This window comes from Vibrio sp. 10N.261.46.A3 (genome assembly GCF_041472995.1).
In the GTDB taxonomy this organism is placed as follows: Bacteria; Pseudomonadota; Gammaproteobacteria; order Enterobacterales; family Vibrionaceae; genus Vibrio; species Vibrio coralliirubri.
Map to the genome: position 1 here is coordinate 1 of NZ_JBFRRH010000060.1, position 19,330 is coordinate 19,330.

Annotated in this window: 13 protein-coding genes; 7 read left to right on the forward strand and 6 right to left on the reverse strand. The window is 42.7% G+C overall.

All coding sequences use genetic code 11. The annotated features are described in order from the left end of the window. The coding region (locus tag AB4484_RS14595; RefSeq protein ID WP_372078872.1) for a prepilin peptidase at positions 1-347 on the forward strand (347 nt) is incomplete at its 5' end. Here AB4484_RS14595 and AB4484_RS14600 read toward each other — a convergent pair. From AB4484_RS14600 to AB4484_RS14610, 3 genes are all read right to left on the reverse strand, one after another. Next, positions 348-1,232 (reverse strand): LysR family transcriptional regulator, encoded by an 885-nt coding sequence (locus AB4484_RS14600; RefSeq protein ID WP_048615467.1) that lies wholly within the window; start codon positions 1,230-1,232, stop codon positions 348-350. Positions 1,233-1,779: 547 nt separating this feature from the next. Further along, positions 1,780-4,797 (reverse strand): M6 family metalloprotease domain-containing protein, encoded by a 3,018-nt coding sequence (locus AB4484_RS14605; RefSeq protein ID WP_372078873.1) that lies wholly within the window; start codon positions 4,795-4,797, stop codon positions 1,780-1,782. A 281-nt stretch (positions 4,798-5,078) separates the two neighbouring features. Beyond that, positions 5,079-6,059 (reverse strand): sugar-binding transcriptional regulator, encoded by a 981-nt coding sequence (locus AB4484_RS14610; RefSeq protein ID WP_048615469.1) that lies wholly within the window; start codon positions 6,057-6,059, stop codon positions 5,079-5,081. Positions 6,060-6,518: 459 nt separating this feature from the next. Here AB4484_RS14610 and tal point away from each other — a divergent pair, with 459 nt between their 5' ends. After that, positions 6,519-7,469, forward strand: coding sequence for a transaldolase (tal, locus tag AB4484_RS14615; protein WP_009845571.1), 951 nt, complete (start codon positions 6,519-6,521; stop codon positions 7,467-7,469). An 87-nt stretch (positions 7,470-7,556) separates the two neighbouring features. Beyond that, a complete protein-coding gene (gene tkt, locus AB4484_RS14620) occupies positions 7,557-9,548 on the forward strand; it encodes a transketolase (RefSeq protein WP_372078874.1) in 1,992 nt (663 codons plus the stop codon). Positions 9,549-9,656: 108 nt separating this feature from the next. On the opposite strand, the gene AB4484_RS14625 is transcribed toward tkt, so the two are convergent. Further along, positions 9,657-11,219, reverse strand: a complete 1,563-nt coding sequence (locus tag AB4484_RS14625) for a PAS domain-containing methyl-accepting chemotaxis protein (protein ID WP_048615471.1) — start codon at positions 11,217-11,219, stop codon at positions 9,657-9,659. Positions 11,220-11,385: 166 nt separating this feature from the next. Beyond that, positions 11,386-11,853, reverse strand: coding sequence for an Lrp/AsnC family transcriptional regulator (locus tag AB4484_RS14630; RefSeq protein WP_048606174.1), 468 nt, complete (start codon positions 11,851-11,853; stop codon positions 11,386-11,388). A gap of 153 nt (positions 11,854-12,006) precedes the next feature. Between AB4484_RS14630 and AB4484_RS14635 the strand changes: the two genes are divergently transcribed. The 3 genes from AB4484_RS14635 (at position 12,007) to AB4484_RS14645 (ending at position 16,663) form a co-directional block, all read left to right on the forward strand. Next, positions 12,007-12,972 (forward strand): hypothetical protein, encoded by a 966-nt coding sequence (locus AB4484_RS14635; protein WP_048606173.1) that lies wholly within the window; start codon positions 12,007-12,009, stop codon positions 12,970-12,972. Positions 12,973-13,547: 575 nt separating this feature from the next. Further along, on the forward strand, positions 13,548-13,859 hold the full coding sequence (locus tag AB4484_RS14640; RefSeq protein ID WP_372078878.1) for a hypothetical protein: 312 nt from the start codon (positions 13,548-13,550) through the stop codon (positions 13,857-13,859). Positions 13,860-13,906: 47 nt separating this feature from the next. Continuing rightward, a complete protein-coding gene (locus AB4484_RS14645) occupies positions 13,907-16,663 on the forward strand; it encodes an immune inhibitor A domain-containing protein (protein ID WP_372078880.1) in 2,757 nt (918 codons plus the stop codon). 228 nt (positions 16,664-16,891) lie between these two features. On the opposite strand, the gene AB4484_RS14650 is transcribed toward AB4484_RS14645, so the two are convergent. After that, positions 16,892-18,067, reverse strand: coding sequence for an MFS transporter (locus AB4484_RS14650; protein ID WP_048610925.1), 1,176 nt, complete (start codon positions 18,065-18,067; stop codon positions 16,892-16,894). Positions 18,068-18,374: 307 nt separating this feature from the next. Between AB4484_RS14650 and AB4484_RS14655 the strand changes: the two genes are divergently transcribed. Next, the gene (locus tag AB4484_RS14655) at positions 18,375-19,265 is read left to right on the forward strand and encodes a LysR family transcriptional regulator (RefSeq protein WP_372078883.1); all 891 of its coding nucleotides are present in this window, start codon (positions 18,375-18,377) and stop codon (positions 19,263-19,265) included. Positions 19,266-19,330: the final 65 nt, after the last annotated feature.

The window sequence follows — 19,330 nt, forward strand, 5'->3', positions numbered from 1 at the left end:
TCAAGTTGATTCGGTATAGTATTCTCGTCGCGTTACATAACGGTCACTTGATGTCATCGTTACCCATAGCGGTTCTCTGCTTCGTGGTGTTTTTTATACTTTGGTATCTAAGAGTGATAGGCGCTGGAGATGTGAAGTTACTTTGTTCCTTGATCATTGGTATAGAACCCGAATTAGTTACAGCAACATTGATTCTTATAGGTTTTCTAGGTGGGATTTTAGTTTCAATAATGTACCTAATAGGAAAAGTAGCCGGTTTTGATAGCTATAAAAAAGGCATCCCTTACGGAATACCTATTGCTTTAAGCTGCTTTATTTTTAGCACAGTATCAATACTATCGAACTAATCACATAATACTATGCTCTAATACAGGCGTAGAAATATCACTAATTTGAAACAACTGTTGAATTTTATCTTTCATTCCTAACTCCTCTAGCTCTTGCGAAATCTCATCACTACACCAGACATACATATTCACTTTTTGACGTAATGGTATAACCTTGCAATTAGTATTGCACACTGACCACTCGGGGAAAATTAGAATAGTTCCGTTCGTTTCCAGTTCATTTTTTAGAAATTGGCACGAGCTCGTTTTAACCCAACTCGTTACATGAGTTGAATCAATGTTATAATCATTAAGTATCTCTTGTACATAAGACTTGGGAAGAGAACTACAGAAAACGACTCTTTGTGGATAACACTCGTGTGGATCAAGTGTATTAGAATGCGCGATAACATAATTCACAGTTTTTAATTGATAAGATTTTCCATTCTCTTGTGAAATCCTATCCATTGTGAATATTAGGTCGTAGCGAGACGAGTCTAATAAAGAAGACTTAGTAAAACTGTTTATGGACAAGTCTATATTGTTCAACATCCGAAATTCATTGATTACACGTTCAACCATATCGAAGCAAAAAGATTCCGCAATCGCTATATTGAATTGATCTCTTAACTCTACCTTTTCTAAATCCTCAAACAACCTTTCGTACATAGACATTGTTTGGTCTGCGTAATCGAGTAATACTTTTCCATGTTTAGTGAGTAAAAATCCTTCTTTTCTATCAAAAATACTCGCCCCGATTGTACTTTCGATTTTTTTAATATGTTGAGATACCGCAGGCTGTGTCATAAATAAAGACTCAGCGGCCGCAGTAAAACTTTTGTGCTTAGCAACGTGTGAAAATGTTCTTAAATATTTGACGTCGATAGACCTGTTGACGTTTTTCATGGTGCAAACTACCCCGATGTTGCGTTCTTTTATTAATTATTCTTATTAAAAATCAGCGTAAAAGTAACAATAGTGTCATTCAGATACAAAAAAACATTATTTATATAGTCATAAATAATGTTTATATGCATCTATACAAATAAATACGTTTATCGCGACCAACAACTGATTCACAAATCCCTATGTGCTTTTACAAACAACATGTTTTGTGTGTCATTCACATACCAAAGTCCTTACACAACACCTTCTCCAGACAAATGACAATCAACACAATTATAACCAAAACCTATGCACTCACCACCTTCTAGTTACCGAAAATCGTTGAAATTTATGTAAATATTCATCATTTATAAGGCTAAAGCTCAAAAATCATTCAAAAAAACGATTGTCCATTTTTGTGATCAACATTACACCCAAATGAAACTAAGCACCTATTAATGTAACCCTAGAATCAGAAATGCGACAGATCATTCCGTTTCTTTGAGTTGGCTTATGCGTGGACAAATAAAAAAGAGCTATAAATATAGCTCTTCCATTTCACTTCATTCTATCGTTTTTGGCGTAACCGAAGGACCAAAAACAATATAAAAATAAGAGGTATTGAGGAACTGCCTCCTGACGAATCACTTTCAATTAATGGTACCGATGATTCATTCGAAACATTCGGTAAAACTTCGATATCAAACGAACCTATCCACTCACCGCCATCTGTAGATAAAACCCTATATTTAATACTGTCATATAAAGCTAACTTACGTGGAGAAGGTGCATTGTAAATAATCTTATTATCGACAATTTTTGCAGTACCGTTACGCGGAGAGTCCAAAATAATTAATGTGTCGACTTCTCCGTTAATATTAGGAATTAGATCAATATCATCACCATATTGTACTTGTAGCGATTTAGTGCCCAATAATGATACTTGCTTTTTTCGAACATCAATTACTACAGACTGCTTTGCGTAACCTCCTAACGAATCTTGCACTAGAACGGCAAACTTGTATTGCTCTCCTTCTACAGCATCACTAGGGATTGTTACTTTGATGGATTTAGATTGTGAATCACTCAACGGTAACCTTGGACCTTGAACTTGAGACCACGTGATTTGATGCTCTGAAGAATCAACATCTGCAATATTGGTGACCATAAATGTCACAGTTTCACCTGGCTCCGACTTAGCATTTAACCTATTGAGCTTCAACTGAGGATCGTCATTCACAGGTTTAATATCAACCTCCACACGTGCAAAGTCCGTCTGTTCTCCGGCTTGACCTACCAAACGATATGTAAAACTGTCACGACCAAATTGATCAACTAACGGGAAGTAGGTCCCAGCCTGTATTACTCCTTTGTTTGGTTTCTGTCCGATTTCAACTGAATAATTATTTGGCTTAGGCAAATTGATATCATTCGCTAGTAGGTTGAGCATAAAAGGAATGTCTTCATCGGTTGAGATCCTATCATCGACAGCAATAGGTTTGGCTTTGGTTGGCAATTCAAAAAGAACTGCAAAAGGAAAGTTCTGACCGAAACCACGACTTAAGCCTTGAGCTTTGTAATCAGAAATGGTGCCTGAAAATTGCCTTTTTCTTTGTCCATCTCCTAGATATGCGTCTAAAAATTGGGTTGAGTATTCAGGAGTCCCATTTTCAATCTCTAGCACAAGTAACTTTGAGCCCAAGCCAAGCTTAATTTTCTCATCAAAAATGATTTGTCCACCGTCCAGGGACGCGATGCCTCGGTGTAACAATCGACCTGCGCGCTCATCAATAACTGCATTGCCAAATCTTGATTGATATGGGTATTCCACCAAACGATAAAACATTGGCATCGCGACGCTCGTTGCTTTCGCGTAAAAGTGAATTCCTGCAATGTCTTGGTTTCCTTCAACCACGTCAATGGAAAAACCTAGAACATTAATATTCGCGTTATAACGCGGATAGGTTCTTCCAAAAGAGGTTACCCAAGACGATTTATTGTTTGAGTTCGGTACTAATAAAGAGAAACTCGCTTTAGTATCATCGCTAACAATATTGGTTATTGAGATATCCGTCTTTCTTCCTGCTGTAATCGCTGTTAAGGAAGGTTCTGAATCATCTGAGAGATTGGTAACCGATTCTCTACCTGGAAAGACATCACCAGCATCTCCAGAAGAGAATCCGCTTTCTAATAACCCCTCTCCATCGGCTTGGAATACCTGTACTTGCATCGGACCGGAGCTATTGAATTGGTTATCTATATTCACAGCTGTAATCAACAAGCCTTCTCCACGAAGCGCTTGGTCATAATTGTTTTTACGTCTGTTTTCAACGTAAGCACGCGGCCCAAATTGCTTAAGGTAAGGATCAAGATGGATAACACTTTCACCCTTTATAGTGTCGATTTCGATACTACCGTTATTGGAGAGTACTTTCGGCTTTAAAAATCCGGATGCTTCTTTACTCCACGCCAACATATTAACGGGTGTTTCTCCAGCGTACTGATCACTCGGTTTACTCCCCCAACTTCCACCTCCCATTAGACCCCAATGCCCAATTGAACCATTATGCTTGTAAGAATATAAATCCGGCAGGCCTAACATCAGATGTCCAAGCTCGTGTGCAATAACCCCCATAGTCGACTGATGATCATCTTGATAATCTGCGAAGAGGCAGTACGCGCTAATGCGCTTCCCGTCTATCTCGACAGTTCTGTGGGCAAATTTATGCGGCCAAATCGTAGGAGTTTTGCGTGTACCACTTGATTTGTCATTACCCGCAAAGACGAACATGACGGACAGTTCTTGTGGGTCAATACTACCGTCATTATTGTAGTCGTATTGAGAAAGGTTAAAGTCAACGTCTAGTGCTTCATAAGCCTTTGTGAACACATTATTGAGTTTACTTTGGCAATTACGTTCAGACTTAGAATGACAGTTAGGATGATCTATACCCAGCGTGACATCAATAACACCATCATTTTTTGTTCCTTGGTTTTCTTTGGCCGGAACAACTTTATAATTCCCATAACTATTTTTAAGAAAGTAATCTTGAACACTTTGTTGGTTCTCACCAAATATCGTCGACTGAAAATCATTTTCTATCTGTTCGTCTGAGAAACTGACTTGTACAACCAATAAGGCCTGTTCGGTGATCTTTTTATTTGAAGTGCTGTATATGGATGATCGTTGACTTTGTCTTGGAGTAAATCTTTTATGGTTTGCAGCCGGCGAATCGAAAGATTCATTGACGTGTATTGGATCGATTTTCAAATTTTTGATGTTTGATTCAATGGGTATCTCAGCCTCACTCGAAGCCAGTACACCCGTTGAAATAACCCTGCCTACCCCATTATCACTTACTACATACTTAGCAAAATACCATTGATTATCTGGGTCCTGAACATAAAGGTGTCCATCATGGTCTTGATACCAAAACATATGTTGTGACCCCATCAAGCGCAGCTCTTTCGTACTGCCATCAATAAAGGTCATCATATGCCAAGTAGGCGCAGGTAAAGTAGTGGCTTGTACAGAACAAACAGCAATGACTGCCGTAATAAGTGTACAAATTAATTTAATCCTCATTATAAAAGTCTCGTTAGTCGAATTATCTTTAAAATAGATGATTCGTTATTAGATGAAACGAGACTTTATCAATGGGTTATTATATTAACCAATTAACTTTCTGACTAAACCTATAAATATTAGTTATACCTTACTTAATATAAAAATATTTTATGACCAAATAAATTATATTAAAAATGAGTAGAATCATTATAAAATTGGCGTTCTGCTGATAGATTAATTAAATAGACTTTTTGATGACTTCAGAAAACAAATACAAAATACAAACAGGTTATTTACTTCTATTTCATCTGTTCATCCAAGTTAAGCACCGTCAAAGCATTACTTACGCTGGTCGCTATCACATCGACCACACCGGTTCTTAGTGCGCCTAATAGAGCTAATGGTTTACTGTTTTCGGCTGCGATGGCAATGACTTCTGCTATTGGGCGGAACTCTTCCAAGGCCAAACCAATCACACGGTCACTCATTACTGTGTTTGCTGTTTTACCGTGAACATCGAAAAAGTCGTAACCCGCAAAGTCACCGACGACACCTTGTAATAAACGAGATTGAACGACCTCACCTGCGGTAAACCAACCTAAGTCGACCATATAACTGTTTTCGCTCATATCACCGATACCGACTAAAGCGACATCGGCTTTTCGAGCGAGATCGAGAGTCTGCTTAACGGTGCTGTTTTCCATGAATGCGGTTTTTTGCGCTTTATTCTCAGCATAAGCGGGGGCATATAAGGTTTCAGAAGATCCACCGTACTTTTTGGCTAGCTGCCTGCATATATGGTCGGCATTAAACATACCGCCTCTTGGGTGAATACCGCCGATACCACACACGAATTTACAGTCTCGTGGCGTAATTACACCAGTGTGGTGAGCAACAGACGATACGTTTCGCCCTTGTCCTACTGTCACTACCATACCGTTTTTCAGTGTACTGGTAAGATAGTTAGACACTAAACCAGCAACCTGTAATCGCTGCTTCTCTTCATTTGGTTGGTCTAGTGCCACAAGCGCTCGCTTCACACCAAATCGTTCGATCAAACGCTGCTCAATCTTCGCACTAAAGACGGGGTGATATTTCACGGTGATCTCAACAATGCCCTCATCTCTGGCTTGCTTGAGCATTCGACCAACCTTTGCACGGGAGATAGAGTACTTTTTAGATATCTCTTCTTGCGTGGCACCGTCTTGATAATAAGCAACCGCTACTTCAGTGAGGAGATCAGTGTTTTCTTCGGAAACATCTTGGATATTCTTACTCATATACCACTCAACCAATATTTAACAATTATTTTACCTGCTTAGAGATCAAATGTTCGATGCTTAAGCAAGTGATACACAAGTTTACACCCCGAACATATGTAACAGCAAGGTACATTTGCTCATCGTCATAACCATGGTTTTGTTGTTGATTAATTCACCTCACTTTGCTCGTTAAACGTTTGCTTGCATACCCCATGGTTACTAGAGCGAAATATATTTGACTGAAGTCACCATACAGCGCTATTTACCGTTGACTTTGGGGCTAGATCGGATAAATATGGCTACATCATTTACTCATCGATCGATCAAATGTTCTGTGCAAATGTTCGTTCGGAGAAAAATTTAAATTAATGTAAGTTTGGCTCACTGGTACAACCATTGAGAACTTCATTAGTTAGCTTGCAAATGCCCACACCTCTCCCATTAATGAGGTGTTATGCGATACATAGGATGATCAAAATGAGCAATAAATTAGAGCAACTTCGTAAACTAACAACTGTTGTAGCTGACACTGGCGATATCGAAGCTATCAGCAAGTACACTCCTGAAGATGCAACAACTAACCCATCTCTAATTCTGAAAGCTGCTCAAATTGCTGAGTACGCTCCTCTAATCGATGCTTCTATCGAATACGCAAAAGCGCAAAGCGGTGATAAAGCACAGCAAGTTCAAGATACTTGCGACATGCTTAACGTGAACATCGGTAAAGAAATCCTGAAAGTTGTACCTGGCCGTATCTCTACTGAAGTAGATGCTCGTCTTTCTTACGACATGGAAGGCAGCGTTGCTAAAGCTCGTCAACTTATCAAAATGTACAACGACGCTGGCATCACTAACGACCGCATCCTTATCAAACTGGCTTCTACTTGGGAAGGTATCCGTGCTGCTGAAATCCTAGAGAAAGAAGGTATCAACTGTAACCTAACGCTTCTATTCTCTTTCGCTCAAGCTCGTGCTTGTGCTGAAGCTGGCGTATTTCTAATCTCTCCTTTCGTAGGTCGCATCATGGACTGGTACAAAGCGAAAGAAGGTCGTGATTTCGAAGCTTCAGAAGATCCAGGCGTAATCTCAGTTTCAGATATCTACAACTACTACAAAGACCACGGCTACAAAACTGTTGTTATGGGCGCAAGCTTCCGTAACATCGGCGAGATCCTTGAACTTGCTGGTTGTGACCGTCTAACTATCGCTCCTCAACTTCTAGCAGACCTAGAAGCAGCAGAAGGCGAAGTAGTAGAGAAGCTTATCGACTCTAACGGTACTAAAGAGCGTCCAGCAGCGATGACTCACGCTGAGTTCCTATGGGACCACAACCAAGATGCAATGGCTGTTGAGAAACTGGCTGAAGGCATCCGTAACTTCGCCGTTGACCAAGGCAAACTAGAAGACATGATCGCAGCTAAGCTGTAATCACTCTTACCAAATTCAAATAGGGGAACGTTCAGTTCCCCTACTTTTATCAATTTTGTTTTTCTTAATTTTTATTCGGAAGTTCTTATGAATCGCAAACATCTAGCTAACGCTATTCGTGCTCTAAGCATGGACGGCGTACAACAAGCAAACTCTGGTCACCCAGGCGCACCTATGGGTATGGCTGACATCGCTGAAGTACTTTGGCGTTCTCACCTAAACCACAACCCAGCAAACCCAGAGTGGGCTGACCGCGACCGTTTTATCCTGTCTAACGGCCACGGCTCAATGCTGATTTACTCTCTGCTGCACCTAGCAGGTTACGAGCTTTCAATTGAAGACCTTAAGAACTTCCGTCAACTGCACTCTAAGACTCCAGGTCACCCAGAGTACGGCTACGCACCAGGCATCGAAACAACGACTGGTCCTCTAGGTCAAGGCATTACTAACGCTGTTGGTATGGCTATGGCTGAGAAAGCGCTAGCTGCACAGTTCAACAAAGAAGGCCACGACATCGTAGACCACTACACTTATGCATTCATGGGTGATGGCTGTCTGATGGAAGGTATTTCTCACGAAGCATGTTCTCTAGCAGGTACGCTAGGCCTTGGTAAGCTGGTTGCTTTCTGGGATGACAACGGTATCTCTATCGATGGCGAAGTTGAAGGTTGGTTCTCTGACGATACACCTAAGCGTTTCGAAGCTTACGGCTGGCACGTAATCCCAGCAGTAGATGGCCACGACTCTGACGCTATCAACGCAGCGATTGAAGCGGCTAAAGCAGATCCTCGCCCTACTCTAATCTGTACTAAAACAGTAATTGGCTTTGGTTCTCCAAACAAAGCAGGTACGCACGACTGTCACGGTGCACCACTAGGCGCTGAAGAAATTGCAGCAACACGTAAAGAATTAGGTTGGGAGCACGGTCCTTTTGAAATTCCGTCGGAAGTTTACTCAGAGTGGGATGCGAAAGAAGCAGGCGCAGCTAAGGAAGCAGCGTGGAACGAGAAACTTGCAGCTTATGAAGCAGCATACCCTGAGCTGGCAGCTGAATTCAAACGCCGCGTAAACGGTGACCTACCAGCTGAGTGGGAAGAGAAAGCATCGGCAATCATCGCTGATCTTCAAGCTAACCCAGCAAACATCGCATCACGTAAAGCATCTCAAAATGCTCTAGAAGCGTTCGGTGCTATGCTACCTGAATTCATGGGCGGCTCTGCTGACCTTGCGCCTTCTAACCTGACTATGTGGTCTGGTTCTAAGTCTCTTGAGGCAAACGACTTCTCTGGTAACTACATCCACTACGGTGTACGTGAATTCGGTATGACGGCGATCATGAACGGTATCGCTCTGCACGGTGGTTTCGTACCATACGGCGCAACGTTCCTAATGTTCATGGAATACGCTCGTAACGCTATGCGTATGGCTGCTCTGATGAAAACTCAGAACATCCAAGTTTACACGCACGACTCTATTGGTCTTGGCGAAGATGGTCCAACTCACCAACCAGTTGAGCAGATCGCTTCTCTACGTCTAACTCCAAACATGAGCACATGGCGTCCATGTGACCAAGTTGAATCTGCTGTTGCTTGGAAACTAGCAATCGAGCGTAAAGATGGTCCTTCTGCACTTATCTTCTCTCGTCAAAACCTTGCACAACAAGATCGTGACGCTGAGCAAGTAGCAAACATCGCTAAGGGTGGTTACATCCTGAAAGATTGTGAAGGTAAGCCAGAGCTTATCCTTATCGCAACGGGTTCTGAAGTTGAGCTAGCGGTTAACGCTGCTGCTGAACTAATCGCTGAAGGTAAGAAAGTACGCGTAGTTTCTATGCCTGCAACTGACGCGTTCGACAAGCAAGATGCTGAATACCGTGAGTCTGTACTTCCATCTGACGTAACTGCACGTATCGCTGTAGAAGCTGGCATCGCTGACTTCTGGTACAAGTACGTTGGTTTCGGTGGCAAGATCATCGGTATGACAACGTTCGGCGAATCTGCACCAGCAGGTGAGCTATTCAAGATGTTCGGTTTCACTACTGAAAACGTAGTAAACACAGCGAAAGAGCTTCTAGCTTAATCTTGAATACACTGTCTCGCCCTTAAATGGGTTGATGCATACAGAAAGCCCCGCATGAAAATACGGGGCTTTTTTTGTCTTTTCTCTCATTCGGATTAAATCTAACGGCTATTTTTCTTCGAAACGCTTTGCCAGTTGGTAGAACTCGTTCACTTGCTCTTTCAACTCTGTAGAGTGATCTTTCACAGAATGCGTTGCTACTAAGTTTTGCTCTGCCGTCGAGGCGATAGACTGCATATGCAGATTGACCTCACTCGACAGCTCACGTTGCTTATGAGCAGAACTTTCAACAGACTGCATGAGTTCATTCATGGATTGCATTAGGTTTTCGACCTCCGACAAGCGCTCTGCACTCACCTTCGCAACATCACCACACGCATCCGTTTGCTCTCGGTTCGCCAGAATATCTTTCTGCCACCCTTCAATCGTCGTTAGCATTGTATCGATGCTCTCTTTGATCTGAACCGTAGCCTTTGAGGTTCGACCCGACAACGCACGCACTTCGTCGGCAACCACAGCAAAGCCTCGTCCTTGCTCACCCGCTCTCGCCGCTTCAATCGCAGCGTTCAGGGCCAACAAGTTGGTTTGCTCAGCGATTCCACCAATCTCTTCCATTATCTTGCTCACGCTCTGAGCCTGGTCGCTCAGTTGGTAAGTCGTTTGAGTCGCCTTTTCAGCCTGAGAAGCTAGGCTCTCTAAGTTTTGATGAGTTTGATTAATACTCTCTTTAGCGCCAGCACAGGTTTGCAAAGTCACATCGACAATCTGGTGCGCTTCTTCTGTGCGAGAAGAGACCTCATTGGCCGTGACTTCAACCTCTTCAGTCGCCTCTCGTACTTGAAGAATATCTTTTGTTTGTTGATCTAAAGCTTCAGATACTTCAAATGACGTGGCATTCAAGTTGTCAGCCAAATCTTGTAACGGCTTGGCAGAGTCTGTCATACGACCTAGCACGGTGCGGATTCTTGCAGACAATAGTTTTAAGTGAAAATCGGCCACAGAGAACTGACTATTACCTGAATAGACCAGGCGACTGACACTATCGAATTTCGATTGCAGCTTTTTCAACTGCAGTGGAGTATCTATCAGCTCTTGTCGGAAAAGTAACGCCAATGCTGAAACAGGAAGTAGGCTCAACAACCATTGTGATACTTGCCCTACTTCAACGAGATTTGAAATCAGAGGCGCAGCCAAAGAGCCTAGCAACACGGCGTAACGAACACTGTCACTGATCTTTAAGGACCATTGGCGACCCGACTTTTCAGCCTTCAAGAGGCCTTGGTAAGCCTTGTCTGCAACTTGTATCCATTCATTCTTTGGCTTAACACGAACAGACTGGTAACCACTCACCTTACCATTGTCGTAAATCGGAGTTACGTAAGCATCGACCCAATAAAACCCGCCGGATTTGGTTTTGTTTTTTACGATGCCACGCCAAGCTTTACCTTGCTTTAGGTTAACCCACATATCGGCAAAAGCGGCTTTCGGCATATCGTTATGCCTTACGATATTGTGGTGTTGCCCTAGCAATTCTTGTTGGCTGTATTCCGCTATGCGACAAAAAGCATCATTACTGTACGTAATCACGCCTTTTAAGTCAGTGGTAGAGACAAGTTGTTCGTTTTCGCTGAGAAGCGTTTCACGAGATTGAGTAGATGAGCTGACAGTCATTATATTAACTTAGGTTAATTATTATTTTAGGCGAGGAATATATACAATTATTAAAGTTATGACAAAATGTGAACGTCACATTTTGTGTAAATGCCTGCTATTTATACAAATATTAGCTAAGTACCTCACAAAGCTAATAACTTCACATACCTTCTCAAGCGAACAGTCACGACTCATCTAAGTTTACTGCAGTGGTAAATTTCACGGTTCTCATTGAGACAGAGGTATGGAATTTACGAATATTCAGATCTTTGCGCAGTACTCGCTCCACAAAGTCTTCGTAGGCTTGAATGTCTTTGACCGTCACAATCAGCATGAAATCAAAGCTGCCTGATATCTGATAGCACTGCGTGACCTCTTCTGCCTTCGAAATAGAATGGCGAAATATTTGATAAATATCCCCTCGGTCACGCTCCATTTCCACGGACACAACCAAAGTCATCTTACTGCCGGTCAGTTCTGGATTAATGATGGACACATCACCGACTATCACGCCCTCTTCTCTCAGCCGTTTCACTCGCTTTAAGCAAGCAGGCGGTGACAACCCGACCAGCTCAGCCAATGTCTGATTAGGGATTCTGTTGTTCTTTTGCAGTTCAACCAGAATGCTTCTATCTATACGGTCAATCACCATAATTTCTTAAACCAATACATTTATGACTTATAATTTTTAATTCTACGATAATTAAAAAATCTATCGCAACTTTAAAGGTCAATTTAGAAATCTGAATCACAACAATCACGGTAAGATCTTCTCATACCAAACAATCGAACCATGGTCGTAACTATGAAATCAACCTATCAATTTTTTAAAGAACTCCTTAGAGAGATTTTCGATGTCACCTCGACTCTTTTCCGAATCATGATTCCAATTATCATCGTGATAAAGGTCATTGAAGAGCTCGGCGGCATCGTGATTCTTAGCGAATGGCTGAGCCCAATAATGGAAAGCGTCGGCTTACCGAAAGAAATGGGCTTGGTATGGGCAACCACCATACTCACTAACATCTATGCGGGGCTGATTATCCTCATCAATTCCGACGCTCCCTTAACGGTTGCTCAAGCCTCGGTTTTAGGCAGCATGATGCTACTAGCACATTCATTGCCGATTGAGGGGGCGATAGCCAAAAAGGCGGGCGTGAGCTGGCTGGCAACCCTGTCGGTACGAGTCGGTGGTAGCTTGGTCCTGGCATGGCTACTTAATCTCAGTTATCAATATGGGGATTTGCTCAACTACCCAGCAACGGTGCTTTGGCAGCCTGAAGTATCAGGAGACACAAGCTATTTGGGTTGGGCTATTGAACAGCTCAAGAGTTTTGCGGTTATCTTCATGGTGATTTCAGCGTTATTACTGCTACTCAAGGTTTTAAAGATTCTCGGCATTGAAAAGCTCATGGCAATATTGTTAAGACCGTTCTTGAGACTGCTAGGAATCAGCAAGGACGCAACCAACCTAACAATTATAGGAATCACGCTAGGTCTTTCGTTTGGCGGCGGCTTATTGATCAACGAAGCCAAGAAAGGCCATATCTCAGCAAGAGATGTATTCACCGCAATCATGCTGCTCAACTTGCTCCACAGCTTGATTGAAGATACGTTGTTGATCATGCTCATTGGGGCAGACTTCTACACCATATTTTGGGGAAGGTTGGTATTCTCAGTGCTGGTTATCGCTTTAATATCCAACATCATTAAGCGCATGAATCCGAGCACTTGCGAACGTTACTTTTATCGCGATGTCTCTCAGTCATAAGTAAAAATACCAAAGAGACTAAAAGAAAAAGAGCTCAAATACGGGCTCTTTTTGCTACTCGCCGATCCTATCACCGCCGCTATTGTTAAATTTCACGCCGTTGAAGCACTGAAAATTACTATCAATACCCTAATTATTGATATTTTGAGTAAAAATAATTTGAGCATGGGTATTTACTAATGACTCAGTTATTACATGCGTATTTTAAAACATCGATAATAAAAAATTATCTTATTATTTAGAAGCCAACTCCTTGTATAAAGCGCCCTACAGAATTATAACCGCGTTCTAATCAATGTTATTAAATATCCAAACTATCAGCTATTCATTCAACAAAACCCATTAAATAACTGACAATAGAATAAATAACACTCCTTATTTTATATTAACTCTAAATGTTGAAACCGGAACGAATAATTAATTGTAATAATTATCCATTTGATTGGTGAATTTTATAAATATATTTTGTTACATAATCAAACCTGATGGCTCTTATGACTATGTTCCTTATAACAGCGCCTCTTACAACCGAGGCTCGTACAACGAGGACTCTTACAAAAACACCCAGAAAAACAATGGCTTTAATGGTTCTAATTTTTTCCTCACTGTCACAGGCTTCCACTATTGAGAACGACGAACTATTGCTGAAGTCATTGATTAAACGAGGTGTTATCTGTTCAGGCTTAACCTATGAGGAAAATAAAGAAGCTTTGCGTATCTATCTCAACGCTAAAAAATTGAAGAGCACTCCGTTTGATTCAAAAAATAGAAAAGAGACAACCAATACAAAAGAGATAGAAGGTAAAAAACATACAACAAACACACGTCAGTTAAATAAGACACCAAAAGAGTGTATTAGGCCAAACTCGGACAACAGATCCGAATAAGGCAAGTTGATACTGATATCGACATGGAAATATAAAAAGGAAATATAATGAAAATGATGAGAAAAACATTGTTGGCTTCAGCAATGCTTACTCTATTTAGCGTCAGTGGTTATGCAAAAACACCTATTGATTTAGGCGTAGTTAATGAAGACAAACTCATTGAAATGCTAGTTAGACAAGGCTTAGTCGACCAAGATGCAACCGATGCGGCAAAGCACGATGCGCTTGACCGTTACTTGAAAAATAAAATCAATTCCGGTTTCAAAGGCGATGCTCAATTCGGAAAAAAAGCACTTGAGCAACGCGCAAAAATACTCAAAGCCATAGAAAAAGGGTCTGGCGTTAAAAAAGCGAGTGTCTTTGCTTTAGAAGTCGGCACCAAGCGTACAGACAAAGTACTCGCTCTATTGGTCGATTTCCCTGATTTGAACTGGGATGACAACAAGTTGACCGAAGAGCACACGCAGATGCTCTACGAGAGCTACAACCCAGAGCATTATCAAGAGCTGTTGTTCTCAAATTCTGGCTACACAGGGCCCAACGGCGAGAACCTAATCTCGATGCGCCAATATTACCAAAGCGAATCAGGTGACAGCTACAGCGTTTCAGGTCAAGCGGCAGGTTGGTATCGCGCCTCAAAGCCCGCTTCATTCTATGGTGGCAACTCCCCTACCACCGACAACGACCTAAACGCGCAAGAACTGGTTCGTGAAGCGCTGAATCAACTGGCGCAAGACCCAAGTATCAACCTTGCCGATTACGACATCGAAGATCGTTACGATTACGACGGTGACGGAAATTTCCGCGAACCCGATGGTGTAATTGATCACCTGATGGTGTTTCATGCATCGGTAGGCGAAGAAGCCGGTGGTGGCGTGTTAGGCCCTGATGCGATTTGGTCTCACCGATTCAACCTTGGTCGCACTCATGTACTGGAAGGTACTTCTAGCTCGCTTCCAGACCGCTTTGGTGGCCAATACGCGGCGTTCGATTACACCATTCAACCGATTGATGCGGCTGCGGGTGTTTGTGCCCACGAATATGGCCATGATTTAGGCTTACCAGACGAGTACGACACACAATACACAGGCAAAGGCGAACCGGTTTCTTACTGGTCAATCATGTCTTCGGGCAGTTGGGCTGGTCAAATTGGTGGTACACAACCAACGGCATTCAGCTCTTGGGCAAAACACTTCCTACAGAAATCGATTGGCGGCCGTTGGATTAACGATGATCAGATCTCGATTGATGACCTAGAAGACAACCCACAAGTGTATACGCTGTTCCAAACAACGGATAACAGCCGTCCGAACATGATTAAGGTCGATCTTCCTGAAAAGCAAATTGAAAGTCTGAAACCCTTTGAGGGCGAGTATTCATTCCACTCTCAAAAAGGCGATGATCTGAAAAACAGTATGACTCGCAAGTTGGTGATCCCAGCGGGTGATTCTGCACTTCTGTCTTTCAAAACTTGGTATGAGATTGAGAAAGACTACGACTTTGCTCGCGTGCTAATCAACGGAACAGCCATTGCAGGCAACATTACCTCAATGGACGACCCATACAACACGGGCCTCGTTCCTGCTATTGGCGGCGAATCTGGCGGATGGATTGACGCTGAGTTCGACGTGTCACAATGGGCAGGACAAGAAGTTGAACTTTCATTTGAGTACATCACCGATGGTGGCTTAGCAATGGAAGGCTTCTATTTAGATAACCTCAGTGTGGTTGTCGATGGTGAAGTGACCGATATAGATGATGGTGAGAGCAACTCCACCTTCGCCCTTAATGGTTACAAGCTGAGTAATGGATTCCATCAAGCGCAGCACTACTATCTATTGCAATGGCGCAGTCACATGGATGTTGATGAAGGCCTAGCGAACATCAAACGCATGGGACAACTGATGTCATTCGACCCAGGCTTGATCATTTGGTACGTCGACGAATCACTAACTGACAACTGGGTAGGTAAACACCCTGGTGAAGGTTGGTTAGGCGTGGTCGATGCAGACCAAAATGCCATGGTGTGGGCAAACTCTGGTGAAGTGGCTCAAACACGCTACCAAGTTCGAGACGCAGCGTTTTCACTCAAAGATCATACTCCAATGCGTCTTGTAAACAGCGACAATGATGTACTCGAAGATACCAGTTTGGTTGGTAATGCGAGCTTCTCGGATGACCAAGATTACACATCGCCTCAAGCACCAGATTCAGGACGCATCCTGACGGAGTTTGGTTTAGCGGTCGATATTGTGAATCAAAGTGATAACAACGAATACGGCGTGGTTCGCTTATCTAAAGTAAGCCAACACAACATCGCTCCTACTGCGAACTTCGAGCTTAATGTGACTGGCCTAAACGTTTCAGCACGTAACTTCAGCTCAGACCAAGACGGTGAGATCACCCGTTACCTGTGGGACTTTGGGAACGGCACAACAAGTAACGAAGTGGCACCAACTTGGTCTTACGAGCAAGCGGGTGAATACACGGTGAACTTGACAGTTGTCGACGACAAAGGCGCTACCGATTCATTTAGCTCAGTAGTGAGTGTTGAATCTCCAAACGCCCTGCCAGAAGCTAGCGCGAAGTACATTCACTTGGGCCGCTGGGTAACCATGTGGTCTACAAGTTCAGACAGCGATGGTCGTATTGTTGATACCGAGTGGACACTTCCAAACGGAAAGGTGAAACGAGGTCGCACATTCACGTCAATCTTCCCTTCATACGGAAAGCACGAGGTGACACTGAAGATAATCGATGACCAAGGTGGGATTACGACTAAGACAATTTTGGTCGACCTGTAAATCATCGCAGGCTCTGTCATGCGTATTTACAACACAAGCTTAAGTACTGTTGTCAAAGGATATAAGCCACGACAGCAGTTTTAAGAAAACGTTATTATTTAAGCCGTAAGCAAAAGCCCTACCTTATTGGTAGGGCTTTTTATTTGTCTGTGTTTGGATAGCGTCATTAGCACTGTAAACCGGTTACCGTAGCACTAACGTTCAATTCTTCAGCCGTTCAACTGGTCCTTAAACCGGTTGTTTTTGAATGTGTGATTTACGTGCGCTGAACGCGAACAACAAGATAACAGCTAACACGAATGGTAAGACATAGATATTGAGGTTCTGCCATCCAGCTGTCGATTCTAACCAACCAGAAAGCATGGCGGTAATCGTCACACACCCAAAGACAACAAACTCATTAAACGCTTGTGCCTTGGCTTTGTTCTGCGATTGGTAAGACTGACTAAACAAGCCCGTTGCCGCGATAAACATGAAGTTCCAACCGACACCTAACACGACCAAGGCTGCTCTAAAGTGCCAAATAGATTCGCCATGAATGTTAATCGCGATACAGACAACGAACAGCACCCCACCCGCCAAGATCATCATTCGTGAGCCAAACTTCTCGATAAGTGAGCCAGTAAAGAATGCAGGTACAAACATGCCCAGCACGTGCCACTCAATCACACCCGCCGCCTTGGTAAAGTCAAAGCCACAACCAATCATTGCCAATGGCGTTGCTGTCATCAGGATATTCATCACCGCATAAGCGACCATGGCAGCAAACACGGCACCAATAAAGTTAGGCGCTTTCACTATCACACTGAGAGGATCGGATTTAGGCGCCTGACTATTAAAGGACACTTTTGGGAATTGAATAGTTTGTAAGATGAGTAACGCAAGAATGTTCAATCCAATCAAAGAAGCAAAAGCACCAATGTACAAACCATCTTGCGACCACTGTTGAGACATAATCGCCAAGTTTGGCCCTAATACTGCTGCTAGAACGCCACCAGCCATAGAGATAGATATCGCTCGATGACGGGCATTTTCATCACACACCTCGATTGCAGCAAAACGATAAAGCGTACCAAAACCTATGCCTATCCCAAGTAAGAACGTAGCGAAACAAAATAGATAGAAATTTTGCTGAGACAGTGCGTAGGTGGCAAGACTAGCTCCTGTAATGCCAACCACATTACCAATGCTAAATCCTCGCTTTCTCCCTAATTTGCCTGAAATTAAAGATGCAGGAATAGTGGCTGCCATTAAACCCAAAAACTGCAGTGCAACCGGCAAGGTGATCATGCTGACACTGGGCGCAATCTGCTTACCGATCAAACCAATCACAGAGATCAGCAATATGTTACCCGTCATCAACAAGGCTTGACACAGTGAGAGCAGCCAAACATTTCTATTCATCTTCGTTCCTAAATATGAGCACAATTGGTCAATAGACCAAAAATTCAACAAAGTCGCAACACTTTGTTACTCATAGCAACTCTACAAGTCGACCAATAGACCAATAGACCAATAGACCAATAGACCAATAGACCAATAGACCAATATACCAATATAAAGTGTTACCACCCTATGACTTTGATTAGCGTTACTTAAGACGTTAGAGTTGAAATTATCATTACTTAAGATAATAATAATTTTCTGTTATTTATTGGCTTTGTTGTTTACAAGCGCTGTTATTTATAGGCTTTAGCATTTGAAGGTGAGTATGATTAATCCACTTTGGCTCAATACGTTTAAGACTCTGGTTGAAGTTGGCCATTTCACCCAAACGGCAGATAAGTTGTATATGACACAACCTGGAGTCAGCCAACACATCAAGAAGCTTGAACAAGCTTGTAATTGTGACCTGCTCTCTCGAGAAAATAAGAGCTTCGAGCTGACCGAACAGGGTCGGATTATGTATCGCTATGCGCTCAAGCTAGAGAAAGACCAAGAAGATCTTTTTGAGTCTCTGAGTTTTGATAATCCTTATGCTGGGCAATGTCACTTGTCTTGCTCTGGTTCACTTTCTTTGCGTCTGTATCCCAAGCTTCTTGAACTTCAACAGCAACACCAAGATCTGAGCATTAACTTAGAAGCCGCTCCAAACAAAAAGATATTGAATGACCTAATCGAAGGCACTACCGATATCGGCATTGTTAGGCATTCCCCGAACGACAGCTACTACCAAAGCCAAGTCATCGGCAAAGAAGCGCTGTGTCTTATGGTCCATCACAGCCTTGCTGATTTAGAGATAACGCCGCAAGTACTTCATGACATTGGCCTGATTGCGCACCCAGACTCTGCACACTATCTGTCTTTGTATTTCGACCTTTGCGGAGATAAAGACTTAGCGAACATCAACGTGAATGAAATACCAAGATCTGGCTACATCAATCAGCTTCACCAGATCTTGCTACCCGTATCAAAAGGGTTAGGTTTTACCGTGTTACCGGCTGGCGCGGTTGAACACTTCCCAGATAGAGACAAGCTACACGTTGTGCCGCCAAAGGTAGAAGTTGAGGAGACGCTGTATTTGGTTCAAAAACGAAACCGAAAACTGCCGCACCGATACGATACAGTTGTTGAATTGATCAAACAGAACGTGAGTGGTTAGTTCGGCATAGATAGATTTAAAGCCTTTAGCTAGCTCGTTATTTCGCTGTAAAAGCTAAAGGCTTT